This window comes from Cyanobium sp. Lug-B (assembly GCF_024345635.1).
In the GTDB taxonomy this organism is placed as follows: domain Bacteria; phylum Cyanobacteriota; class Cyanobacteriia; order PCC-6307; family Cyanobiaceae; genus Cyanobium; species Cyanobium minutissimum.
This window is the reverse complement of the sequence record NZ_JAGQBM010000013.1, coordinates 43,189-66,220: the sequence shown is the minus strand read 5'-3', so window position 1 is coordinate 66,220 and position 23,032 is coordinate 43,189. Positions and strand designations below refer to the sequence as shown.

Below are 23,032 nucleotides of genomic sequence, written 5' to 3'. Positions count from 1 at the left end.
TGCGCCCCTCGGATCGGTCGCCCCAGGGGGCGCTCCAGGTGTCGTCCTCCAGCCGGTCCGGGCGGCGGACCGTGCGCCGCAGCGGCGGACGCCCCCCCTGGCGCAGGGCGAGGGCGGTGGCGCCGGCACTGAGGGCCGCGCCACCGCCGGCCGCCACCGCCATCCACAGGCCGATCGGCAGGCTGGGGGTCTGCCAGGTGAGCAGCCGCAGGGCCAGGGAGGGACTCGGGTTGAGGGCCGCCACCAGCAGGGTCACCAGCAGCGGCGAGAGCAGGGGCAGCAGCAGCAGGCGAGGCAGCACGGTCCGGAGCGTCAGGAGGTGGAGACTTCGTCCGGGGCGGACCGGCCCACGGGCCCCTGCCAGCGCTGCAGGGAGCCGAGCTGGAGGCCGAGGGTGTCGAAGACGCGGATCACCAGGAAGTCCACCATCTCACCGATCGTGGTGGGCTGGTGATACCAGGCCGGAACCGGCGGGGCGATGCGGGCACCGGCCTCGGCCAGGCGGGTGAGGTTGCGCAGGTGCACCAGGTTCCAGGGCAGTTCCCGCGGCGCGATCACCAGGGGCCGTCCCTCCTTCAGATGCACGTCGGCGGCCCGTTCGATCAGATCCAGGGCCACGCCGGAGGCGATCCGGCCGACGGTGCCCATGCTGGCCGGCAGGATGACCATGCCTCGGGTGAGGTAGCTGCCGCTGGCGATGGCGGCGGCCTGGTCGTTCCAGCGATGGCAGTGCAGCCGGCCGGAGCTGCAGCCGGTGCGTTCCCGCCAGAAGCGCTCCTGGGCGTCGGGCTCCGACGGCACCCGCAGGCCCATCTCCGCCTGCCAGACCCCGATCGCCCCCCGGCTGGTGACCATCTCGACCGGCAGGTCGTCCTGGAGCAGCAGCTGCAGGGCCCGTTCCGCCAGGGGCTGGGCGGAGGCACCGGACACCGCCAGCACCACGGGAAGCGAGGACGGCGCCATCGGCGGCTCAGCCCTCGTCCGCCGAGGGACCAGCCCCGTCGCCCGCGGTCTCGTCGCCCGCGGCCTCGGGGCCGTCATCGGCGCCACCCTCCTCCACCCGCTCGAAGTCCTCGGGCTGAAGCACCGCCAGGTCGATCTGGTGGCGCAGGGCGTCCACCTTCTGGATCTCCACGTCGACCCCGTCGCCGACCATGTAGGTGCGGCGGAATTTCCGGCCCACCAGGCGGTTCTGGCGGGAGCGGTACTCGTACCAGTCGTCCTTGAGGGAGCTGACATGCACCAGACCCTCCACCTGGGAGGGGGGCACCTCGACGAAGAAGCCGTAGCTCTGCACGCCGCTGATCACCCCAGGCAGGGTCTGGCCGACGAGGGGCTCGGTGTGGCGGGCCTGGGCCAGGGCCAGCACATCGGCCTGCAGCTCCTGCAGGAAGCGGCAACGGCCGTTGAGGCGCTGGGCCAGGCCCTGCTCCTGGCCCTGCTGGTACGGGGCCAGCTGGCCGGGGGTCAGCAGGGGCCAGTCGGTGCTGCCGTGGCAGGCGTCGCTGGCCAGGTCGGTGCTGATCTTGTGGCGCACGCTCGGCCGGTCCTTGCCGTCCACCAGCAGGCTGACCAGCAACTGCTGGTTCCAGAGATCGGCGTAGTGAAGGGTCGGGCAGCACCAGGGGGCCACCGCGGTCTCCTCACCGGCCACCGCATGGGGACCGGCCTCGGCCGCCAGCTGCACCGGCCGCAGCGCATCGCGCAGCTGCTGCTGCAGGGGCCGGCCCCGGTCGGTGGCGGCGAAGACGGCGGCGAGTTCGGCGGCGCTGGCGTTGCCGTCGGCACTGAGCTCCATCGGGATGTCGAGGGCCAGGGCCGCCTTGGCGACGTCGTTGATGTCGGTGGCCTCCGCCGCCGGATTGAGGGCGAACAGGGCGGGCAGTTCCAGGGCCAGCAGGTGGCGTCCCAGGGCCCGGTGGGCCACCAGCACCGCCTCCCGCAGGATCGCCACCGGATCCTCGGCCGGCAGCTCCACCAGCCAGCCCTGGAGGGCCGCATCCGGGGCAGGCACCCGCAGGTCGCCGAGGCTGTCGAGGGCGGGCATGGGCAGGTCGAGATCGATCGAGCCGGCCGCGAGTCGCCGCTGACGCAGCAGGCCGCTCAGCTGGACCAGCTGCTCCAGCAGGGGCAGGTGATCCTTGAGGGGCTTGAGGGCGGCGGGGACGGTGCGGGCCTTGGGCTTGCGCTCAGCCAGGGCCTGCATCGCGGCCCGGTCCACCCGGGCGTCGGGGGTGATCTGGCTCAGGCTGAAGCGGAAGTGCTCAAGGGCGCCCTCCGCGTCCAGCTCCAGGGCCACCGACACCGCCGCCTGGCTCTCGCCGGGGCGGAAACCGCAAGCCTTGGCGAGGGCCGCAGGCAGCAGGGGCAGCCAGCGGCGACCCAGGCAGATCGCCTCGCCCTGCTCCCGCAGCCAGATGTCGAGGCTGTTGCCCATGCCGATGCGTTCGGCCACGGCGGGGCTGTGCACCCACAGCCGCCAGCCCCCCTCGCGCTCCTCAAGGGAGACGGCGGGGAGAGCAGGGGCCTCGCCGCCCTCCCAGGCCTCCAGGATCAGGGTGGGCAGGGCCGTCAGGTCGGCCCGGCCCTTGGCGACGGGCTGCTTCAGGGTGGTGCGGGGGCAGGCCGGCCGCTCCTGCAGGCGGTGCTTGGCCAGCAGCAGCTCGGTGTCGGCCGCTTCACCGCCATGCACCGGCAGGCTGCGGGCGACGTGGCCGGCTGGACCGAACTGGGCCACCGGGAAGCGATCGATCTTCACCTCGACCACCGCCTCCTCGGCGGGGTCCAGGTGGACCGCGTCCTCCTCAGGCAGGGCGACCGAGGTGAGCAGCCGGTCGTCGAGGGGGACGGCGACGAGCTGGCCGTCCTGCCGCTCGACCTGGGCCAGCAGGCTGGGGGTCTGGCGCTCGAGGATGCACTGCACACCCCCTTCCGGCGAGCGGCGACGCCCGCCCTCGCGGGTGATCTTCACCAGCACCCGATCGCCGTTCCAGGCGTGGTTGAGCTGGTGGTCACGGATGTAGATGTCCTCGCCGCCGTCCTCCCGCAGGGCGAAGCAGAAGCCCTTGCTCGAGCAGCGCAGCCGCGCCGGGATCAGCTCGGGGGTCTCGCAGGCGCGGACCCCTTCCCCGTCCTCCTCCACCAGGCCCAGCCGCAGCAGGGCATCCAAGCCGATGCGCAGCTGCTGCTTGCAGGTCTTGGTGGTCAGGCCCAGCGACTTCTCCAGCTTGGCCAGGGCCACCGCATCGGTCGTGGAGAGGTGGTCGAGCAGATCGGCGACCGTGAACTTCATCGGGTGGGACATACGCGGAGGATGGCACTGCCGGAGCAGCGCGGTGGCCAGGGTGGTCCGGAGCGCCAGGGGGGTCGTCGGCCTCCGTGGACCGGGGATGGCCCGGGAGCGCCCGCCGTCACGGTGAGCGCCACCTGGGGACTCTAAGGAGCGGGAGGCTCTGGGTTCTCTCCAGGGGCATCGGCCGCCGCGGCGGCTGCCTCGCCGTCCCCGGCGCCGGAGCGCAGGATCAGGCGAGTGCCGATGATCAGGAAGCCGGCGGAGGCCGCCAGCTGCAGGCCATCGGTGGGGATCACGCTGGAGAGGGACCCGCCCGCCGCCGCCCCCACCAGGCTGGCCAGCACCAGGGCGACGGCGCTGCCGGCGAACACCGCCCCGGGCCGGCTGGAGGTGCCGCTGATGCTGACGATGGCCAGCTGGGTCTTGTCGCCGAGCTCCGCCAGGAAGACGGTGGCGAAGGTGGAGGCGAGCAGGGCGAACGGCATGGCGCGGGGGGTGACGGACTCAGGCGTTGAGGAGGTGGAGCGGCGCCAGGTGCAGCACAGCCTGGCGGCCCAGCCACAGGCCCAGGGCCACCATCAGGATCCCGGCCGCCCGCTCCAGCTGGTGGGGGGGCATGACGGTGGACAGCCAGCGCCCCAGCAGCACCCCCACCAGGCTGGAGCAGATCAGGGCCAGCGAGGCGCCCACGAAGACAACGACCGGCCGGCCCGACTGGGCCGACAGCAGCAGGGCCGCCAGCTGGGTCTTGTCGCCCAGTTCGGCCAGGAAGACGGTGGTGGCGGTGCTCAGGAACACCGTGATCCAGCTGGAGGGGGCCGGGGATTCGGGGGCACTGCTCATGAGGGCTGGCGGATCGTCCGCAGGAAACGACGCATCACCGGGTGGCGGCCGCCCAGCTCGGCGCGGATCTGCTGCCGGCAGGAGGCGATGGCCAGGGCCTCAGGGTCATCGCCGGGCTGGCCGAACAGGGCGACGAGCTGATCCACCCGGCAGAAGTCGGGCCGTTCCGCATAGATCCGGCAGCGGCGTGAGCCGGTGTCGAAATGGCGGCACCAGCCGTCCTCCCCCACCATCGAAAAATAGAGCGCCTGCTGGTCGGGATCGAGGGCCTCGATCGCATCGCCCCGCAGGGCCGGGTCAAGGCGGCAGCAGGAACCGCAGCCACTGATGCACTGCCAGTGCTCGGTTCGGGGCACGGTGACACCACGGGGTCGCTCCATTCACTCACACCCGGGGCCTTCTCCTGAGGCCGTCTTCCGAACCCGCGCCCGGCGCCCGCGGTGACAACCGATCACGGCTGCCCTCGCGGGGCCCGAAGCGGCCGACGGGCGACCTACACTCCTGGCCGATTGTCCCCCTCCCCGGCAGCCGCACCATGGGTATCGATTTCCATCTCATCTCCAACTTCGGCGCACTGGCCCTGATCACCCTGGCCGGCCCGGCCGTGATCTTCATCCTCTACTACCGCCGCGGCGCCCTCTGAGCCTTCCGGCACCAGGAGGTCGGCCAGGGCGTGGTACACGGGTCGGCCCTGGATCGCCTTGCCGATGTAGGCCGCGATCACGGCCGAGGCCACCAGCCCAGGCATGAGCTGCTGGTCGCCCGCCATGCGGATGGCGAAGGCGATGGTCATCACCGGCAGCTGGGTGGCTCCCGCCAGCCCCGCCGCCATCCCCAGGGCCAGGCCCAGGTGGGGATCCCCTGCCACGGCCCGCACCAGCCCTGACCCGAACACCCCCCCAATGGCGAAGGCCGGGTCGATCAGGCCCCCGGGAATCCCCGCCGACAGCGCCAGCACCGGCCCGATCAGGCGGGAAACCAGCAGGACAAGCCAGCTGGCATTGATGGTGGTGTCCGCGTCCTGATCGAGGATCAACCGCATCAGGGTCTCACCGTCGCCGCCGCTGGCACCGCCCGTGGCCACGGCCAGCAGGGCCAGGGCCACCCCGACCGCCAGGCCGAGCCGCAGGGGCTGACGGCGGGCCATCGGGGTGATCAGGCCCGTGGCCCGTACCAGCAGCCAGGCGAAGGCACCGCCGAGGGCACCACCGCCGACGCCGATCGGGATCGCCCAGAGCAGCTGGGCGACCTCGGCCACCGGGGTGGGGTTGATTCCCAGGGCGAACATCGGCTGGCCGCCGAGACCGCTGACCAGGGCCGCCGCACTGGTCAGCACCAGAGCCGGCCACACCAGTCGCTGCTGGAAGCTGCCGGTCAGCTCTTCGACCACGAAGACCATCCCCATCAGGGGGGTGTTGAAGCCGCCGGCCAGGCCGGCCCCCGCCGCGCCGGCCAGCAGGTGGCCCCGGCTGGCCCGGTGCATCAGAGCAGGCCAGCGCCGCAGCAGGGCCTGGCCCACGGCCGCACCCACCTCCACCACCGGCCCTTCGCGGCCCAGGGGCAGCAGGGCCAGGCTGGCGACGGTCCAGAGGCCCAGCCGTTCCCCGGTCGGGGCGGCGGCGAGCAGCCGGGCACCCCGGTGGGGATCCTCCAGGCAGAGGATCACCTGGGGAATGCCCGAGCCGGCCCCGCGGCGCCAGGGGCCCCGCTGGAACCAGAGCAGCAGCGGCACCAGGGGGATCGGGGCCAGGGCCAGCAGCCAGCCGGTGACGCTCCAGGCGCCGCCGCTGAAGGCCGGCAGGGTGGAGAGCAGCCGATCCTGGATCAGGTCGATGCGGTTGAGCGGCCAGCAGGCCAGCCCCACCGCCGCCCCCAGCAGGGCCAGCAAGACCAGGGAGCGCACCGGGCCGAGGGGCGACCGGCTCATCCTTCGACCATCCCCAGGGCCATGGCCGCCTCCCGCATCAACCCCTGAACGTAGGGGTGGGCAGGCGCCTCCGGGTCGGAGGCGTCGGCACCGCCCGGCGGGATGGCGGAGCGCAGCTCCTCGCCAGCGGCGTTGCGGATCACCAGGCTGTCCCCCTGGCGCCGGCACCAGTAGGTGCGGTCGCGGCGCTGCAGCACCACGCTGTCACCGCCGCTGCAGCGGATCGCCTCCAGCTCCAGCTGGAACCGTTCCACCCCCTGCCAGTCATCGCGGCGCAGTCGGTAGGCCACATCCACCGGACCTGTCCACTGGTCGGGCCCCTGCCAGCGCCAGCCGATCGCCCGCAGCCGTGCCTCCCCCTGGGCCAGCTGCAGCTGCAGGTGGCCGCCGCGCAGCAGCTTCCGCTCCACCACCTGGCAGCGGCTGCTCCAGAACAGGGGCGTGGGATGGCCGATGCCGAAGGGGGCCAGCCGCTGGAGCTGGTGCCAGAACTCCCGGTCGATGCGCTCCAGCCGCAGCAGGGCCTCGGGCTCCACCGGGCGGCCCTCGCCCGCCGCCTCGAGCCAGCGACCGGCGAGAGCGTCGAGCCGTTCCTGCAGGGCCGCGACGTTCTCGGCCCGCACCGTGAAACCGCCGGCGGCGGGATGGCCGCCGTGACGCTCCAGCAGGTCGGCACAGGCCGTCAGGGCGGCATCGACGGCGAACCCCTTCGGCGCCCGCACCGACGCCCTCAGCCGGCCTCCCCCTTCGCCGGCCAGCAGGGCCACGGGACGGCCGAAGCGCTCCACCAGCCGCGAGGCGACGATGCCGATGACGCCGTGGTGCCAGTGGCCCTGGGCCAGCAGCAGGAAGGCGGGCCGATGCGGACCATCGGCCTCCAGCAGGGCCAGGGCCTCCGCCTCGATCGCACTGCAGAGCTCGCGCCGCTGGCGGTTGAGGGCTTCGCAGGAGCGGGCCAGCTCCAGGGCCCGCTCGGGATCCTCGGTCGTCAGCAGGTCCACGACCAGCTGGGGGTCCCCCAGGCGGCCGACGGCGTTGATGCGCGGGGCCAGCTGGAATCCCACCGCCTCCGCGTCGACCCGGTGCTTCTCCAGGCCCGCCAGCTGCTGCAGGGCCTGCAGACCGGGCAGGGGGCTGCGGCCCAGCAGGGGGAGGCCATCGAGCAGCCAGCGGCGGTTCACCCCCTCCAGGGGGGCCATGTCGGCGATGGTGCCGATGCAGAACAGGTTGAGGGCGATCTCCAGCCCATGGCGGTGCCGCAGCCGCCGGCAGAGGGCGGTGGCCAGGACGTGGGCCAGCCCCACCCCCGCCAGCCCCCGGTAGGGGGAGCCCTCCGGGGTGACGGCCGGGTGCAGCAGGGCCAGGTGGGGCGGCAGCTGGGGGGGCAGGGTGTGGTGGTCGGTGAGGATCACCTCCACCTCCAGGGCCGCGGCGCGCTCCAGGGCCTCGATGGCGGCCACGCCGTTGTCCACCGTGATCAGCAGCTGCACCCCCTCGGCCGCCAGCCGCTCCACCATGGCGGCGTTGAGGCCGTAGCCCTCGGCCATGCGGCTGGGGATGGCGGCCTGGGGGCGGGCGCCAAGCCGCTGCAGGACGCCCACCAGCAGGGCGGTGCTGGTCATGCCGTCGGCGTCGTAATCGCCGCAGATCGCCACCACCTCCGCCCCCTGGCAGCTGCGCACCAGCCGCTCGACAGCCAGCGGCAGGCCGGGGAAATGGGCCTCCGGGTCGGGGGCCGCCTCGGGATCGAGCAGGCGGCGCACCGCCTCCGCCGTCACCAGGCCACGACGCCGCAGCAGGGCCAGGAGTTCTGCGGGAAGGTCCGGGTCCGCAGCGCCGGCCTCCTCGGCGGGACCGTCGCCGCCGAGGGGGGAGGGCAACAGCCAGCGTCGCTCGTCAACGGCAGAGAGCAACGAGGGGCAGGCGAGGCCTCCGCATTGTGGAAGGCGGGGCTGCGGGGCGCACCCCCTTAGCCTGGCTCCGGACACAAGCAAGGCGCCCATGGCCCCGGCCCTGTCGGCCCTGCTCTGGGACGTGGACGGCACCCTGGCCGAGACGGAGTTCGAGGGCCACCGGGTGGCCTTCAACCGCAGTTTCGAGGCGGCCGGACTGCCCTGGCGCTGGGACCGAGCCACCTACGCCGGGCTGCTGGCGGTGGGCGGCGGCCACGAGCGGATCACCGCCTTCCTGGAGCAGGTGGAGGGCCTCACGCCGGAGCGGGACCGGGTCGAGGCGCTGCAGCGGCGTAAGCAGGCCTTCTACGCCGAACTGGTGCGCCAGGGGGGCCTCGCCCTGCGGCCCGGGGTCGCCCGGCTGGTGGGGGAGGCCGCCGCGGCGGGCCTGCGGCAGGCGATCGTCACCACCAGCGGCCGCAGCGCGGTGCAGGCCCTTCTGGAGGGCGCTCCACCGGCGCTGGGCCGGGCCTTCGCGTTCTGGGTCTGCGGCGATGACGTGGCCCGCAAGAAGCCGGATCCGGAGGCCTACCGGCTGGCGCTGCGGCAGCTGGACATGACCGGGGGCGCGAAGCAGGGCGGCGTCCTGGTGCTGGAGGACTCCCCGGCCGGGCTGGCGGCGGCCAGCGGCGCCGGGCTGCCCTGTCTGGTCTGCCTGAGTGCGGCAACCCGGGAGGAGCCGGCCAGCCGCTTCAGTGCCGCCCGGGCCGTCATCGAAAGCCTGGAGGCCCCCGGGGGAAGGGTCAGCGTCCACAGGGGCCCACCTTGCCCCGAAGGCCAGGTGACGCTGTCGTGGCTGGAGCGCATGCTGGACACGCCATGACCCGCCTTCCCGTGCAGCGCACCCGTTTCCAGGGGCTGACGAGCCGGCTGGGCAACCGGGTGGCTGGCGTGGCGCGGCGCAGCTGGCGGGCCGGCAGCCTGGCCGCCCTGGCGCTGCTGCTGGGTTTCTTCGCCGGCCAGAACCTCACCAGCCTGCTGCTGTTCACCACCCCGGGGGGCCGCCCGGCGGTGGTCCTCGGCCTGCTGCTGACGATCGAGACCCTGGTGCGGCTGCGGACCCGCCTGGTGGGCGCCGAGCCCTCCCTGGCCTGGGTGCTGGTGGACAACCTGCGCATGGGCGCCACCTACGCCATCGTGCTCGAGGCCTTCAAGGTGGGGACCTGAGCGGGTGGTGCCACCAGAGCCCACCGTGCCCTCGGAGCCAGCACCGGATGCCTGGGACGGACGGTTGGCCCGGGCGGGGGACCTGGGCCCGGTGCACCCCAGCCTGCTGCGGCTCCTGGCCCTGCCGATGCTGCGGCGGCTGGAGGACGGGCTGCGGGGCGGAGCCGCGGCGCGGCGACCCGTGCTGGCCCTCAACGGGCCGGTGGGGGCCGGCAAGACCAGTCTCGGCCGGACCCTGGAACATCTCGCGACCCTCGGGGGCCTGCGGCTGACGGTGGCTTCGATCGACGACCTCTACCTGCCGGCCCCCGAACGGCGCGCCCTGCTGGACGGAAACCCCTTCGGCGTGAGCCGGGTCCCACCCGGCAGCCACGACCTGCCCCTGCTGATGGACGCCCTGGGCTGCTGGCGGGCCGGGGGGACCCTGCGGCTGCCCCGGTTCGACAAGACCCTGGCCGGTGGGGACGGCGAGCGGAGCGGCTGGCGGGAGGAGCCCGCAGAGGCGCTGGTGATCGAAGGCTGGCTGATGGGCTGCCGAGCCCTCGGTCCCCAGGCCCTGGACGAGCGGCTGCGCAGCGGTGCGGGGCTGGAGGCGCTGAGCGAGGCGGAGCGCCGCTGGCTGCCCCGCTGGGACGAACACCTGGAGGCCTACGACGGGCTCTGGAGCGCCTGTGATGGTCTCTGGCTGCTGCGTCCGGACACCTGGAGACTTCCCCGCCGCTGGCGCTTCCAGGCGGAAGCCCGCCAGCGGCGGGCCGGTGGCGGATGGCTCAACGGCCACCGACTCGACGCTCTGGTGCGGGCCACCCTCCACTCCCTGCCGCCAGCTCTGTACCAGGACCCCCTGCTGGGGTCCAACGGCGGGAACGGAAACATCGGTCCGAGCAGGACCAGGTCCGGGGGATCAGGGCTGGCCGTGGAGGGTGGGGTGCTGCTGGACGGACGTCGGCGTGCCCACCCCCTGGGGGTTCAGCTGTCCTCGCCGGCTTCGGCCTCTTCGGCGATCGGGTAGACGAAGCCCTGGGCGCGGCCGCTCAGGACAGCCTTGCCCAGCGACATGGCCTTCTGGGCCGCCACACCGGCCTTCGCCTTCCAGTGGGCGTGGCGCTGGTTGCGCTTGCCCTTGGAGGTTTTCTTCTTGGGAACGGCCATCCCTTTAACTCACTGCCAAACGACGATCCTGCTTCGCCGACTCGCCTTTCGTCAAATCGCTACAGTCGGTTTCCGCAAAGCAACTCCTGAAAAGGACGCCAGGCCTGTGAGCAGCAGTTCTCCTCCGGAGCCGGCCACGACCTCCGCCGCCCAGGCCAAGCCCGGTGCCGAGTCCGGCGCGTCACCCGCCCCTGCGGCTCCTGTCACCCCGGCACCATCCAAGCCCGCCCCGCCGGTGAGTCCGGGGTTCAGCCTCGGGGGCCAGGGGTCCGCGGCGCCCTCCTACAGCCAGCTGCTGCGGGACATCGAAGCCGGAAAGATCAAGAGCCTGGAGCTCGCCCCTGCGCAGCGGGTGGTCACGGCCACCTTTCAGGACGGCCGCAGCCGCCAGGTGGCGGTGTTCAGCGACAACCAGCAGCTGCTGCGCACCGCCGAGCAGGCCCGGGTGCCGCTGACGGTGCGGGACGAGCGGCGCGACGACGCCATGGCCGGCCTGGTCACCAACGGCCTGCTGGTGGCCCTGCTGATCGCCGGCCTGGTGCTGCTGGTGCGCCGCTCCGCCCAGGTGGCCAACAAGGCGATGGGCTTCGGCCGCAGCCAGCCCCGCCTGCAGGAGGAAGGGGCGATCACGGTGCGCTTCGAGGACGTGGCCGGCATCGCCGAGGCCAAGGAGGAGCTCCAGGAGGTGGTGACCTTCCTCAAGACCCCCGAACGCTTCACCTCCATCGGCGCCCGCATTCCCAAGGGGGTGCTGCTGGTCGGCCCGCCCGGCACCGGCAAGACACTCCTGGCCCGCGCCATCGCCGGAGAAGCCGGGGTGCCCTTCTTCTCGATGGCTGCCACCGAATTCGTGGAGATGTTCGTCGGTGTGGGGGCCAGCCGGGTGCGGGATCTGTTCCGCCAGGCGAAGGCCAAGGCGCCCTGCATCATCTTCATCGATGAGATCGATGCGGTGGGCCGCCAGCGGGGGGCCGGGATCGGCGGCGGCAACGACGAGCGGGAGCAGACCCTCAACCAGCTGCTCACCGAGATGGATGGCTTCGAGGACAACTCGGGCGTCATCCTGCTGGCCGCCACCAACCGTCTCGACGTGCTCGACGCGGCCCTGCTGCGGCCCGGACGCTTCGATCGCCGCATCAGCGTCGACCTCCCCGACCGTGCCGGCCGGGAGGAGATTCTCTCGGTTCACGCCCGTACCAGGCCCCTGGCCGAGGAGGTGTCCCTGGCCGACTGGGCCCGGCGAACCCCCGGCTTCTCCGGCGCCGACCTGGCCAACCTGCTCAACGAGGCGGCCATCCTCACGGCCCGTCGCCAGAAGAGCCAGGTGGACGACCAGGCCATCGGCGATGCCCTCGAGCGGATCACCATGGGGCTGGCGGCCGCCCCGCTGCAGGACAGCGCCAAGAAGCGGCTGATCGCCTACCACGAGATCGGCCACGCCCTGCTGACCACACTCCTGCCCCACGCCGACCGGCTCGACAAGGTGACGCTGCTGCCCCGGGCCGGCGGGGTGGGGGGCTTCGCCCGCACGATGCCCGATGAGGACATCCTCGATTCCGGGCTGATCAGCAAGGCCTACCTGCGGGCGCGGCTGGTGGTGGCCCTCGGCGGCAGGGCCGCCGAACTGGTGGTGTTCGGCCCCAGCGAAGTGACCCAGGGGGCCAGCAGCGATCTGCAGCTGGTGCGGCGCATCTGCCGCGACATGGTGCTGCGCTACGGCTTCTCCAGCCTGGGCCCCCTGGCCCTGGAGGAGGACGGGGAGGAGGTGTTCCTCGGCCGCGACTGGATCCGCTCGGCCCCCCACACCTCCGTGCGCACCGGCAACCGCATCGACGAACAGGTGCGCCGGCTGGCCTTCGAGGCCCTGGAGAAGGCCGTGGCGGTGCTCACCCCCCGGCGCGAACTGATCGATGAGCTGGTCAACAAGCTGATCGAGCTGGAGACCATCGACGGTGACAGCTTCCGCGCCCTGGTGGAGGCCCATGAGGCCAAGGGAGGGTCAGCCCTCGCCGGCCAGACCGGAGGCAAAGCGGATGTCGAGGCTGCGCAGGTAGGTGTGTAGGCCCGCGTCCTGAATCGGCAGCAGCCGGGCGGGATGGCCACTTTCATTGACATGGGAATGCCAGTGGCCCGGCGGCGTCACGAAGGCGGCGCCCGGCTCCCATTCCATGCGCAGCGGGTTGCGGATCGTGCCGTCGGGGTTGAGGTCGGGGCCGGAGAGGGTGGCGCAGCCGGGCTGGCAGTCGATCACCAGGTCGAGGGCCACCGACTGATGCCGATGGGGGGGCTGAACCGCGCCGGCCGGCACCAGTCCGTACATGGCCCAGAGGGTGTGGGTCACGGTGCGGCTCGCCGGCAGGGCCGTGTTGGCCATCAGCAGGCTGAGGCGGTTGCTGCGGGCGCTGCTGGGATCCGCCGCCAGCGCCGCCAGCTCCTCATCCAGCCAGGCGGCCGGGTAATGGCTGGGGGCGAAGCGGGCGGATTCGGCCCGCACCCCGAGGAAGGTGAGCAAGGGAGCGTCGTGGATCCAGTAGAGAACGCTCTCTTGGGAGGCGTCCAGCCGAGGTTCCAGTCCGGCCGGCAGGACGAACAGATCCCCGCGGCCCCAGGCCAGATCAAGGGGTTGGTCCCCGGCACCGGAGGGACAGTGGCAGCGACCGGATCCCCGATACACATAGAAGAGGGAGCTGGTGGCGTTGGCGGCCACCGCGATGGATTCACCGCCCAGGATGCGCACGAAATTGGCGCTCAGGGCCGGGCTGGTGGCGGGGTAGGGACAGCCGAGACGGGCGCTGAGGTCGAGGGGAAGAACCGCCGTCGGACCCGTGGCGTGGAGCTCGGGGCCCCAGCGGCCCTCGGGAATCGGCTCGGTCAGACCGGGACGGATCGGATTGGCGGCCTGGCGGTAATCGAACAGCAGGGTGTCGGCGTGCCAGTCGTGGCGGCCGGCGATGGCGGCGGGGCTGGGGGGCCTGGACGCTTGGAGCTGCCCCATGGGTTCAGGTTGCAATCGTTGACAGATCTTATGGATTTCTTTCCATCGCCGGCGCCTTCCCCCCCAGGGGTGGTGACAGCGCTGCGGCCCCCAGCCCAGGGGGCCGGGTTCAGCCGCCGGCGACCGCGGGCACGATGCTCACCTCATCGCCGTCGCTGAGGACCGTGGCCTGGTTATCGAGGAAACGGATGTCCTCACTGTTCACGTAGAGATTGAGGAAGCGGCGCAGTTTGCCGTTCTCATCGCACAGGCGTGCCTGGATGCCGGGGTAGCGGCCTTCGAGAGCCTGGAGCAGGCCGTCGATGCTGCTGGCCTCCAGGCTGACGCTGGCCTCGTCGTTGGTGAACTTCTGCAGGGGGGTGGGGATCAGAACCTGGATGGCCATGGAAGCGGTCGAAGGGGCAGGGACGGGGGAGACGGGGGCGATCAGGCCCGGGGGGCGGCGCCGCCGTGGGAGGCCTGGGAGCGCTCCCAGGCTTCGTGGAAGCTGGCCAGCTGGGGCTCGATGGTGTACGGAGCGCCGATGGAGGAGGCGATGGCCTCGGTGGTCTTGAGGCCGTTGCCGGTGATGTAGGCGACGGTGGTTTCCGAGGGGTCGATCTTGCCCTGCTCCACCAGCTTCTTGAGCACGGCAATGGTGGTGCCGCCGGCGGTTTCGGTGAACACCCCCTCCATCTCGGCCAGCAGCTTGATGCCGTCGATGATCTCCTCATCGGTGACGGCGGCGATGCTGCCGCCGGTGCGGTTGGCGATGTCGATGGCGTAGGGGCCATCGGCCGGGTTGCCGATGGCGATCGATTTGGCGATCGTGTTCGGCTTCACCGGGGTGATGAAGTCGCGGCCGGCGGCGAAGGCCTGGGCGATGGGGGAGCAGCCCTCCGCCTGGGCGCCGCTGAAGCGCACCGGCTTCTCGTCGACGAGACCCACCTTGATGAATTCGTCGAAGCCCTTGCGGATCTTGGTGAACAGGGAACCGGAGGCCAGGGGGGCGACGATGTGGTCGGGAAGCTGCCAGCCGAGCTGCTCGATCACCTCGTAGCCGAGGGTCTTGGAGCCCTCGGAGTAGTACGGACGCAGGTTGATGTTGACGAAGCCCCAGCCGTAGGTGTTGGCCACCTCGGAGCAGAGCCGGTTGACCTGGTCGTAGTTGCCCTTCACCGCCATCAGGGTGGGGTTGTAGACGAGGGTGCCGAGCACCTTGCCCAGCTCCAGATCACTGGGGATGAAGACGCAGCACTCCAGGCCGGCATGGGCGGCGATGGCGGCGGTGGAGTTGGCCAGGTTGCCGGTGGAGGCGCAGCTGACGGTGGTGAAGCCCAGTTCCCGGGCCCGGGTGAGGGCCACCGAGACGACGCGGTCCTTGAAGGACAGCGTCGGCATGTTGACGCCGTCGTTCTTGATGTAGAGGGAGGAGAGGCCGAGGCGCCGGGCCAGGCGATCCGCCTTCAGCAGGGGGGTGAAGCCCGTGCCGACGTCGATCGGGTCGCCCTCGACGGGCAGGAACTCCCGGTAGCGCCAGATGGAGGTGGGGCCGGCCTCGATCGTGGCGCGGCTGACGCGGCTGCGGATGGCGTCGTAGTCGTAGACCACCTCGAGGGGGCCGAAGCAGACGTCCTCGCAGACGTGGCGGGCGCCGGCCTCGTAGGGATGACCGCATTCCTTGCAGCGCAGGCCCGTGAAGGTGGAGCGGGAAAGGGTGGCGGTCAAGGGAATCCCGGTCACTGGGGGACACGCTAACAGCGGTGTCCGGAGGCCGCCGATAAAGCCGACCTCCGGCATCGGGTATTGACAGCTTGTCGCCCGCAGGGTTCTGCCTACGCTCCGGTTGTGCCCGTTCCCACCCCTCTGCCATCCCCCCGGAGGCCCCACCCCGCCGTCGGCCTGGCCATCGCCTTCGCTCTGCTGCTGGTCCTCTGGGCGGGGGCCCGGCTGGCCATCGAATGGCTCTGGTTCGCGCAGTTCGACTTCCAGCAGATCCTGCTGCGGCGCTGGATGCTGCAGCTCTCCGCGTTCACGGCGGTCTTCGGCCTCGGTTCGGCGCTGCAGCTGGCCCAGCTGCAGCGCTGCTGGCGGCTGCGGGGGCAGGCGGCCGAGGCGCCCCGGCCGAGGGAGCCCCTGCTGCGGCTGGGCAACGGCGCCCTGGTGGCGGTGCTGATCGGCCTGGTGCTGCTGCTGGCCGGGGGCCTCAGCTATCTCATGGTGCAGGCCCGGGGACTGATCGCCAACCCCTTCAACGGCGATGTGATCACCGGCTTCTCCGTGCTCCGCGACCTGCCGCCCCTGCTGGTGGCGGGCCTGGCCGGGGGCCTGCTGCTGCCGCTGCTGCTCTGGCCCCTCACCACCCTGCGGATCACCCTGGCGGCCGCCCTGGCGGGCTCGGCCACGGCGGTGGCCCGGGGCTGGAGCCTCTGGCTGCCCGCCCTGCTGGCCACCCCCTTCGGCGAAGGGGATCCGCTCACCGGGTTCGACCTCTCCTTCACGGTGCTGCGCCTGCCGGCCCTGCGGCTGCTGCTGAGCGTGCTGCTGGCCCAGGGGCTGGTGGGGCTGGCGGCCTGTCTGCTGCTGACCATCGGCAAGGGCCGCAGCCTCAGCGATCTGCGCTTCGACGGGCTCAGCAAGGCCCAGCAGCGGGTGCTGCAGCCCCAGGTGGCGGCCATGGCCGTCGTGCTGGCCCTCAGCAACGCCCTGGCGCCCTTCGACCTGATGGTGCAGGGCAGCGGCGTGGCCTCGGGGGCCGGCTACGTGGATCTGCACGTGCGCCTGCCCCTGCGGCTGCTGTTCGCGGTGCTGCTGCTGCTCACGGCCTGCGCCCTGCTGGTGCCCCTGCCCCGGGGCTGGGTGCGCCGCGGCGCCCTGCTGCCCCTGGCGGGCACGGCCCTGCTGGTGCCGATCAGCGAATGGGTGATCACCCCCCTGGCCCAGCGTTTCTGGGTGCAGCCGCGGGAGCTGGCGGTGGAGGCCCCCTATCTGGAGCGGAGCATCCGGGCCACCCGCCGCGCCTTCGGCCTTGAGCATGTGCGCACCATCCGGCTGGAACCCAGCCAGGGCCTGACCAAGGCGGATCTGGCCAGCGCCCCCGGCACCCTCGACAACATCCGCCTCTGGGACAGCCAGCCCCTGCTGGCCGCCAACCGCCAGTTGCAGCAGCTGCGCCTGTACTACACCTTCCCTTCGGCGGATGTCGATCGCTACCCGCTGCAGGGCAAGTCGGCCCGGGACGGCTCCCAGCAGGTGCTGATCGCGGCCCGGGAGCTGGACAGCAGCGCCCTGCCGCCCGGCTCGCGCACCTGGCTGAACCGCCATCTGGTGTTCACCAACGGCCACGGCTTCACCGTCTCGCCGGTGAACGCCTTCGGTGCCGACGGCCTGCCCCTGTTCTTCGTCAAGGACCTGGGCAGCAGTGGCCGGGTGCAGGGCATCCCCGAACTGGGCATCACCGACAAGGAGGCCCAGGCAGCGCTGCCGGTGGGCAGCCCGAGCCTCTACTTCGCCTCCGGGCCCTCCCCCTACGCGATCGCCCCCACCAAGGTGAAGGAGTTCTCCTATCCGGAGGGGGAGCTGAACGTCTACACCCACTACACCGGCACCCGGGGCATCTCCCTGGCTTCACCGCTCAACCGGCTGGGGGCGGCGATCTACCTGCGGGAGCCGCGGCTGCTGTTCACCGGCTCCTTCACCGACCGCTCCCTGCTGCTGCTGCGGCGACAGGTGAACCGGCGTCTGACGGCCCTGGCGCCGTTCCTGCGCTTCGAGAGCCAGCCCTACCTGGTCACCGCCCGGGTGGCCGGCAGTGAGGGGTACCGGCCAGAGCAGTACCAGTACTGGCTGCTGGACGGCTTCACCACCAGCCGCTCCTACCCCTACAGCGATCCCAATCCCCAGGGGCTGCGCTACTTCCGCAACCCGGTGAAGGCGGTGGTGGATGCCCACGATGGCCGGCTCTGGCTGTACGTGAACGATGCCCGCGATCCGGTGCTGCGCACCTGGGTGCGCGCCTTCCCGGAACTGTTCCGGCCGCTGTCGGCGATGCCGAAGGGATTGCTCGCCCACATCCGGGTGCCCAAGAGCCAGTTCGATATCCAGGCGGAGCGGCTGCTGCGCTACCACGTCACCGATGTGCGCACCTTCTACAACGGTGACGACGTCTGGTCGGTGCCCACCGAGATCTACGGCGAGAACAGCGTGCCGGTGTCGCCTTACCACCTCACCCTGCAGCTGCCGGGCGAGCAGCGTTCCGAGTTCGTGCTGCTGCTGCCCTTCACCCCGCTGAAGCGCTCCAATCTGGTGGGCTGGCTGGCGGCCCGCAACGATCCGCCCCACTACGGCGAGCTGATGCTGGTGCGCTTCCCCCAGCAACGGCTGTTGCTCGGCCCCCAGCAGGTCACCGCCCTGATCGACCAGGACCCGACGATCAGCTTCCAGTTCGGGCTCTGGAACCGGCTGGGCTCGCGGCTGTTCCGTGGCAACCTGCTGGTGCTGCCGGTGGGCGAGGGCCTGCTGTACGTGGAGCCGATCTACCTGCAGTCGAAGAGCAACGACCTGCCCACCCTGGTGCGGGTGGTGGTCACCGACGGCCGTCGCTTCGTGATGGAGCGCAGCCTGCAACGGGCCCTGGAGCGGCTGGTGGACGGGGCCCCCACCGCCAAGGAGTCGGCCGCCGGCAAGCCGCCCCTGCCCGACGGCACGCCGCTGCCCCTGCCCCTGCCCTGAGCGCTCGGTCTGGCCGGCCATCCAGGGAAGGCCGGCCATGAAAAAGGGGCCCCGTGGGGCCCCGATGGATCGTTGGGTGATCGCTGGGGGAACGCCGATCAGGCGGCCACGGCGGTCTTGGGATCGAGGGCACCCTTGGCGTAGAGGGTGGCGTAGTAGTTGATGTCGCGCTGCTTGATCTTGCTGGCGTTGCCGGCACACCAGAACTGCTGATAACGATCCAGGCAGACCTTCTTCATGTAGGCCCGGGCGGGCTTGTTGAAGTGGCGGGGATCGAAGTTGGCGGGATCCTTGGCGGCGGCTTCCCTCACGGCGGCGGTGAAGGCGAGGCGGTTGTCGGTGTCGATGTTGATCTTGCGCACGCCGTTGCGGATGCCTTCCTGGATCTCCTCAACGGGGACGCCGTAGGTCTCGGGGATGGCGCCGCCGTACTTGTTGATCATGTCCAGCCATTCCTGGGGAACGGAACTGGAGCCGTGCATCACCAGGTGGGTGTTGGGGATGGCCTTGTGGATCTCGGCGATCCGGGAGATGGCCAGCACCTCACCGGTGGGCTTGCGGGTGAACTTGTAGGCGCCGTGGCTGGTGCCGATGGCAATGGCCAGGGCGTCGACCTTGGTCTTGGCGACGAAGTCGGCCGCCTCGGCGGGGTCGGTGAGCAGCTGGGAGTGGTCGAGGGCGCCTTCGAAACCGTGGCCGTCCTCGGCCTCACCCTTGCCGGTCTCCAGGGAACCCAGGCAGCCCAGTTCGCCTTCCACGCTCACACCGATGGCGTGGGCCACATCCACCACTTCCTTGGTGACGGCCACGTTGTACTCGTAGCTGGCGGGGGTCTTGGCGTCGGCCTCGAGGGAGCCGTCCATCATCACCGAGGTGAAACCGTTGGCAGCGGCGCCGTAGCAGGTGGCGGGGCTGTTGCCGTGGTCCTGGTGCATCACCACCGGGATGTCGGGATAGGTTTCCACCGCGGCCAGGATCAGGTGGCGCAGGAAGCTTTCCCCGGCGTACTGACGGGCTCCGCGGGAGGCCTGCAGGATCACCGGGCTGTCGGTCTCGTAGGCAGCCTCCATGATCGACTGCACCTGCTCCAGGTTGTTGACGTTGAAGGCAGGAATGCCGTAGCCGTTTTCTGCGGCGTGATCCAGCAGCAGGCGAAGCGGTACGAGCGCCATGGGAAATCTCGCGGTATTGGGGTGGGTACGGTTGTGGAGAACCGTGATCGAAGGACGGCTGGCGGGGTCGTCCCGCCGGGTCTGCCGGGGAGTCTAGGGGATGCCCTCCAGGGTTCCTGCTCCCTGGCGGGCCCAGTCGCAGCACCGCTGGCTGGCCACCGCCTCCGACAGGCCCGGCAGCATCGGACGCCGCTGCCGCACCGCCTGGGACCACCAGCCCAGCAGCCGGCGCACCGGCGCGATCCGGCCGTCCTCCCAGGTGCGGCCGTAGGCCAGGGCCGGATCGGCGGCCACGGGCCGCAGGGCCTCGCCGGGGCGGGCCATCCACAGCTGCATGCCGTGGACGTAGTCGGCCTGGTTGCTCGAACCCAGCACCAGGGTGGCCTCGCTGCCATAGAGCTCGATCCAGTAGCCCCGGCCCGCCTGGGCCACCGAGGAGAGGGCGAGCTGGGCGGGCACGGCCCGGCCGCGCCGGTCCTCGAGGTCGAGCTGGATCAGGGCGCTGTCCTCGGCATCCACCACCCCCATGGCGCCGGAGCCAGGGATGGGGCGCTCGCCGATGGCGGTGCTGAGGCGGGCGGTGAGGCCCCGGCTGGGACCGATCAGCCAGTGGAGGGTGTCGAAGGCGTGGGTGCCCAGGGCGCCGAGCACACCGCCGCCGGCCGCCGCCTGGGAGTACCAGCTCCAGGGGCGGCTCGGATCGGCGCGGCTGGACATCAGCCAGTCGAACCTGACCAGCCAGGGATCCCCCAGCACCCCCGCCTCCAGCAGGGCCGCCAGCTGCTGCACATGGGGCACGGCCCGGTACTCGAAGTCGACCGCCACCACCAGGCCCCGGGCGATGGCGAGGCGCTGCAGCTCCTCCACCTGGCCGGCGTTCAGGGCCACCGGCTTCTCCAGAAACAGGTGCTTGCCCGCCTCCAGGGCCGTGCGGGCCAGGTCGAAACGGGGCTCCGGCGGCGTGGCGATCACCACCGCCTCCACGGCGGGATCGGCCAGGAGGGCGGCGAAATCGTGGAAGGCGGGCAGCTCCGCCGCGTGGCCCGCGGCGGCGGCCCGCTCCGCCCGGGGGTGCCAGAGGGCCACCGGCTCGGTGAGCGGGGCGTCCCGCAGGGCCGGAAGGATCACCTTCTCACCGAAGCCGAGGCCGGCGACGGCGACCCGCAGGGGCGCCTCAGGCCGTCGCATCGCTCTCCCGGGGACGGCGGGCGGCGTCGCAGGCGGCGTGCAGCACGCGGATCGTGAGGTTGTCGCCGGCGGCCGGCTGCCAGGTGGCGCCCCAGCGGGGCAGGCCATTGACGGCGGTGTCGCGGTAAAGCTCCTCGTCGCAGTCGAGCTGCATCACATACAGCTGGCCGACGGGGGGACGGGCGTCCTCGGGGGCATCGGCGGCGGCGGCCGGCTGGAAGCGGCTCAGCACCGAGAGACGGCCGTCGCGATCGAAGCGGAGGCTGCCGGCATCCCACCACTGACGGCCTTCAGGGCCGGCCTCCACCTCCTGCCAGTCGACCGGGCCGGCGACGGCGGCGGCGGGACCCGCCAGCCAGCAGCCCAGCAGCAGCAGCACCGTCAGCAGGGCGGCGGCAACAGGAGTGCGGCCACGGCTCATGACGCCGTTCATGGCACCACGGACACGGCCGGCCGCAGGCTGCCGTGGAGCCGCAGCAGGGTGGAGAGGGTGCCGCGCAGCTGGGGCCGGGGCACGATCGTGTCGACGAAGCCGTGGTCCTGGAGGTATTCGGCGGTCTGGAAGCCCTCAGGCAGCTTCTCGCCGAGGGTCTGCTCGATCACCCGACGGCCGGCGAAGGCGATCATCGCCTTGGGTTCGGCCAGGATCAGGTCGCCGAGCATGGCGAAGCTGGCGGTGACACCACCGGTGGTGGGATGGGTGAGCAGGGGCAGGTACAGAAGTTCGGCGCTGCGGTGGCGCTGCAGGGCGCCGGATACCTTGGCCATCTGCACCAGGCTCAGCATCCCTTCCTGCATGCGGGCGCCGCCGGAGGCGCAGACGATCAGCAGCGGATAGCGGCGGGCGGTGGCCAGCTCCACCAGGCGGGTGAGCTTCTCGCCCACCACCGAGCCCATGGAGCCGCCCATGAAGCGGAAGTCCATCACCCCCAGGGCCAGGGGCATGCCCTCCAGGCGGCAGAGGCCCGTGACCACCGCATCCCGCAGGCCCGTGGCCCGCTGGCTGTCGCGCAGCCGGTCGGCGTAGCTGCGGCGGTCCTTGAAGGCGAGGGGGTCGGTGGGGGCGAGGTCGGCATCGATGGGCTCGAAGCTGCCCTCATCGGCGATCAGGCGGATGCGCTCGGCGCTGTCGATGCGGTGGTGGTGGCCGCATCCCTTGCAGACGCTGGCGTTGGCGATCAGGTCCTTGCGGTAGACCACCAGGCCGCATTCCGCACACTTGCTCCAGAGGCCATCCCCCTCATCGGCCTCAGGGCCCTTGCTGGCCCGGACGGCGGGGGCGTTCTTGCGGCGATCGGCGAACCAGTCGAACAGGGACATGGGGCGACGGCGGCGACGGGGAACGGAGACCTGGGGCCATTAAAGACCCAGGCCCCAGAGGCGCAGCCAGGGGCCGTGGCCGCCGATCCAGACCGCCAGGGCGGCGGCGGCGAGAAAGGGGCCGAAGGGGAAAGGCTGCTGGCGGCCGAGACGGCCGCTGAGGCGGGCGAGGCCACCGATCAGGGCACCGCCGAGGACCGACAGGCTGACCGCCAGCCCCAGGCCCAGGGGTCCGAGCCAGGCGCCCATCAGGGCGGCCAGCTTGGCGTCCCCCAGGCCCAGGGCCGGCCGGCCCATGGCCTTCTCGGCCAGGGCGCTGAGGGCCTCGAAACCCAGCAGGCCGGCGGCCACCGCCAGCAGGTGGGAGAACAGCAGCTCCCGGCCCACCTCGGCCCCCTGCGGGAAGCCGATGCCGGCGGTGACCGCCAGGCCGAGCAGCACGCCCCAGCGGCAGAGGGGTTCGGGCAGCCAGAGGCTGTCCAGGTCGATCAGGGCCAGGGGCAACAGCCAGCTGGCCAGCAGCCAGCCGGCCGCCAGCAGCAGCCAGGGACTGGGGTCGGGGCCCATGGCGGCGGGGCGGGCGAAGAGCATGGCCACCCAGAGGCCGGCGGTGAGCAGCTCCACCAGCGGGTAGCGCACGGCGATCGGCGCCTGGCAATGGCGGCAGCGGCCGCGCAGCAGCAGCCAGCTGAGCAGCGGCACGTTCTCGAACCAGGCCAGGGAGGCGCCACAGCGGGGGCAGTGGCTGCCGGGGAACACCAGCGACTCCTCCCGCGGCAGCCGCCAGACCACCACGTTCAGGAAGCTGCCGATGCAGGCGCCGACCAGGGCCACCAGGGGGGCCAGCAGGGGCAGGGCGGCGGTGGGGGCCAGCAGGGCGACGGGACTCATGGCAGCGGGCGGCTGGATCCCCCGCGGGCACTGCGGCCCCGGGCCGAGCGGGGGCGCAGCAGCTCCATCGGCACAAACTGTTCGTCCGGCAGGAGGATGGGCAGCTCGAACACCACCCGTCCCTGGGGGCCGGCGCCGAGCAGCACCACCCCTAGCGGTTCGGGGGCGGTGGGGCAGGCCTCGAGGAAGCGGAAGTAGACCCGGCGCGAACAGCGCAGCAGTTCGGCGCTGTTGATGCGATCGAGGCGCAGGGCACCGACGGGCGGGGAGGCCGAGGACTCCCCGCCCCTGATCAGGAAGGAGGGGCTTCCGGACGGGGAGCTGCCGGGCCCGGACGGGTGGATGGTGGGGGGCTGGGCGGTGATGGGATTCACCGATTCCTTTCGGGGGATCTTAGGGCCGAAAGGAAGATCGAGAGAGCGA

At 72.0% G+C, this 23,032-nt stretch carries 22 protein-coding genes and 2 pseudogenes; 6 read left to right on the top strand and 18 right to left on the bottom strand.

The annotated features are described in order from the left end of the window. The 6 genes and pseudogenes from KBY81_RS05295 to KBY81_RS05270 all read right to left on the bottom strand — a co-directional run. Positions 1 to 301: pseudogene (locus KBY81_RS05295) on the bottom strand (hypothetical protein); the annotation flags it as partial. A gap of 11 nt (positions 302 to 312) precedes the next feature. Beyond that, on the bottom strand, positions 313 to 963 hold the full coding sequence (locus KBY81_RS05290) for a flavin prenyltransferase UbiX (protein ID WP_254971518.1): 651 nt from the start codon (positions 961 to 963) through the stop codon (positions 313 to 315). Between the two features lie 7 nt (positions 964 to 970). Beyond that, entirely contained in the window at positions 971 to 3,292 is a 2,322-nt protein-coding gene (locus KBY81_RS05285) for an RNB domain-containing ribonuclease (RefSeq protein WP_254975863.1), read from the bottom strand. A 143-nt stretch (positions 3,293 to 3,435) separates the two neighbouring features. Continuing rightward, the gene (locus KBY81_RS05280) at positions 3,436 to 3,777 is read right to left on the bottom strand and encodes a TMEM165/GDT1 family protein (RefSeq protein WP_106220117.1); all 342 of its coding nucleotides are present in this window, start codon (positions 3,775 to 3,777) and stop codon (positions 3,436 to 3,438) included. 19 nt (positions 3,778 to 3,796) lie between these two features. Beyond that, positions 3,797 to 4,135: a TMEM165/GDT1 family protein gene (locus KBY81_RS05275; protein ID WP_159818177.1), complete on the bottom strand. Its 339-nt coding sequence runs from the start codon at positions 4,133 to 4,135 to the stop codon at positions 3,797 to 3,799. Continuing rightward, a complete protein-coding gene (locus tag KBY81_RS05270) occupies positions 4,132 to 4,515 on the bottom strand; it encodes a YkgJ family cysteine cluster protein (RefSeq protein ID WP_106220119.1) in 384 nt (127 codons plus the stop codon). Before KBY81_RS05270 ends, KBY81_RS05275 begins: the two co-directional genes overlap by 4 nt. 155 nt (positions 4,516 to 4,670) lie before the next feature. On the opposite strand from KBY81_RS05270, the gene psb30 reads away from it, so the two are divergent. Beyond that, positions 4,671 to 4,778, top strand: coding sequence for a photosystem II reaction center protein Ycf12/Psb30 (psb30, locus tag KBY81_RS16710; RefSeq protein WP_071881620.1), 108 nt, complete (start codon positions 4,671 to 4,673; stop codon positions 4,776 to 4,778). A 72-nt stretch (positions 4,779 to 4,850) separates the two neighbouring features. Here the strand turns inward: psb30 and KBY81_RS05265 are convergent. Beyond that, positions 4,851 to 6,062, bottom strand: a pseudogene (locus KBY81_RS05265) (chloride channel protein); the annotation flags it as partial. Beyond that, positions 6,059 to 7,975 (bottom strand): single-stranded-DNA-specific exonuclease RecJ, encoded by a 1,917-nt coding sequence (gene recJ / locus KBY81_RS05260; protein ID WP_254975861.1) that lies wholly within the window; start codon positions 7,973 to 7,975, stop codon positions 6,059 to 6,061. The pseudogene KBY81_RS05265 and the gene recJ, both read right to left, overlap by 4 nt. An 88-nt stretch (positions 7,976 to 8,063) precedes the next feature. Here recJ and KBY81_RS05255 point away from each other — a divergent pair, with 88 nt between their 5' ends. Genes KBY81_RS05255 through KBY81_RS05245 form a run of 3 tightly spaced genes read left to right on the top strand, consistent with a single transcriptional unit; the run spans position 8,064 to position 10,193 of the window. Beyond that, positions 8,064 to 8,837 carry an HAD-IA family hydrolase gene (locus tag KBY81_RS05255; RefSeq protein WP_254975860.1) on the top strand — a complete coding sequence of 258 codons (774 nt, stop codon included), beginning with the start codon at positions 8,064 to 8,066 and terminating at the stop codon, positions 8,835 to 8,837. Beyond that, positions 8,834 to 9,181 carry a DUF565 domain-containing protein gene (locus KBY81_RS05250; RefSeq protein WP_254971529.1) on the top strand — a complete coding sequence of 116 codons (348 nt, stop codon included), beginning with the start codon at positions 8,834 to 8,836 and terminating at the stop codon, positions 9,179 to 9,181. Before KBY81_RS05255 ends, KBY81_RS05250 begins: the two co-directional genes overlap by 4 nt. Positions 9,182 to 9,206: 25 nt before the next feature. After that, positions 9,207 to 10,193, top strand: coding sequence for a phosphoribulokinase (locus KBY81_RS05245; protein ID WP_254975859.1), 987 nt, complete (start codon positions 9,207 to 9,209; stop codon positions 10,191 to 10,193). Here the strand turns inward: KBY81_RS05245 and rpmF are convergent. Next, a complete protein-coding gene (gene rpmF, locus KBY81_RS05240; RefSeq protein WP_106220124.1) occupies positions 10,151 to 10,333 on the bottom strand; it encodes a 50S ribosomal protein L32 in 183 nt (60 codons plus the stop codon). The two genes, KBY81_RS05245 and rpmF, sit on opposite strands and share 43 nt — an antisense overlap. Positions 10,334 to 10,439: 106 nt before the next feature. Here rpmF and ftsH point away from each other — a divergent pair, with 106 nt between their 5' ends. After that, positions 10,440 to 12,395 carry an ATP-dependent zinc metalloprotease FtsH gene (gene ftsH / locus KBY81_RS05235; RefSeq protein WP_106220125.1) on the top strand — a complete coding sequence of 652 codons (1,956 nt, stop codon included), beginning with the start codon at positions 10,440 to 10,442 and terminating at the stop codon, positions 12,393 to 12,395. Here ftsH and KBY81_RS05230 read toward each other — a convergent pair. The 3 genes from KBY81_RS05230 to thrC all read right to left on the bottom strand — a co-directional run bounded on the left by KBY81_RS05230 (position 12,333) and on the right by thrC (position 15,035). Further along, complete coding sequence (locus KBY81_RS05230; protein WP_254975858.1) at positions 12,333 to 13,328, bottom strand: cupin domain-containing protein; 996 nt, start codon at positions 13,326 to 13,328, stop codon at positions 12,333 to 12,335. The two genes, ftsH and KBY81_RS05230, sit on opposite strands and share 63 nt — an antisense overlap. A 109-nt stretch (positions 13,329 to 13,437) precedes the next feature. Next, the gene (locus KBY81_RS05225; protein ID WP_106220127.1) at positions 13,438 to 13,713 is read right to left on the bottom strand and encodes a MoaD/ThiS family protein; all 276 of its coding nucleotides are present in this window, start codon (positions 13,711 to 13,713) and stop codon (positions 13,438 to 13,440) included. 41 nt (positions 13,714 to 13,754) lie between these two features. After that, positions 13,755 to 15,035 carry a threonine synthase gene (gene thrC / locus KBY81_RS05220; RefSeq protein ID WP_159818195.1) on the bottom strand — a complete coding sequence of 427 codons (1,281 nt, stop codon included), beginning with the start codon at positions 15,033 to 15,035 and terminating at the stop codon, positions 13,755 to 13,757. 120 nt (positions 15,036 to 15,155) lie between these two features. On the opposite strand from thrC, the gene KBY81_RS05215 reads away from it, so the two are divergent. After that, positions 15,156 to 18,038 carry a UPF0182 family protein gene (locus KBY81_RS05215; RefSeq protein WP_254975857.1) on the top strand — a complete coding sequence of 961 codons (2,883 nt, stop codon included), beginning with the start codon at positions 15,156 to 15,158 and terminating at the stop codon, positions 18,036 to 18,038. A 98-nt stretch (positions 18,039 to 18,136) separates the two neighbouring features. Here the strand turns inward: KBY81_RS05215 and fba are convergent, their stop codons facing one another. The 6 genes from fba to KBY81_RS05185 form a co-directional block, all read right to left on the bottom strand. Continuing rightward, positions 18,137 to 19,210 (bottom strand): class II fructose-bisphosphate aldolase, encoded by a 1,074-nt coding sequence (fba, locus tag KBY81_RS05210; RefSeq protein WP_015108367.1) that lies wholly within the window; start codon positions 19,208 to 19,210, stop codon positions 18,137 to 18,139. A 93-nt stretch (positions 19,211 to 19,303) separates the two neighbouring features. Beyond that, the gene (locus tag KBY81_RS05205) at positions 19,304 to 20,398 is read right to left on the bottom strand and encodes a Gfo/Idh/MocA family protein (protein WP_254975856.1); all 1,095 of its coding nucleotides are present in this window, start codon (positions 20,396 to 20,398) and stop codon (positions 19,304 to 19,306) included. After that, entirely contained in the window at positions 20,385 to 20,831 is a 447-nt protein-coding gene (locus tag KBY81_RS05200) for a hypothetical protein (RefSeq protein ID WP_254975855.1), read from the bottom strand. The genes KBY81_RS05205 and KBY81_RS05200 overlap by 14 nt, the downstream gene beginning before the upstream one ends. After that, entirely contained in the window at positions 20,828 to 21,718 is an 891-nt protein-coding gene (accD, locus tag KBY81_RS05195) for an acetyl-CoA carboxylase, carboxyltransferase subunit beta (protein ID WP_106220131.1), read from the bottom strand. The genes KBY81_RS05200 and accD overlap by 4 nt, the downstream gene beginning before the upstream one ends. 39 nt (positions 21,719 to 21,757) lie before the next feature. Continuing rightward, on the bottom strand, positions 21,758 to 22,609 hold the full coding sequence (locus tag KBY81_RS05190) for an A24 family peptidase (protein ID WP_254975854.1): 852 nt from the start codon (positions 22,607 to 22,609) through the stop codon (positions 21,758 to 21,760). Further along, positions 22,606 to 22,983 (bottom strand): hypothetical protein, encoded by a 378-nt coding sequence (locus KBY81_RS05185; RefSeq protein ID WP_219903951.1) that lies wholly within the window; start codon positions 22,981 to 22,983, stop codon positions 22,606 to 22,608. Before KBY81_RS05185 ends, KBY81_RS05190 begins: the two co-directional genes overlap by 4 nt. Positions 22,984 to 23,032: the final 49 nt, after the last annotated feature.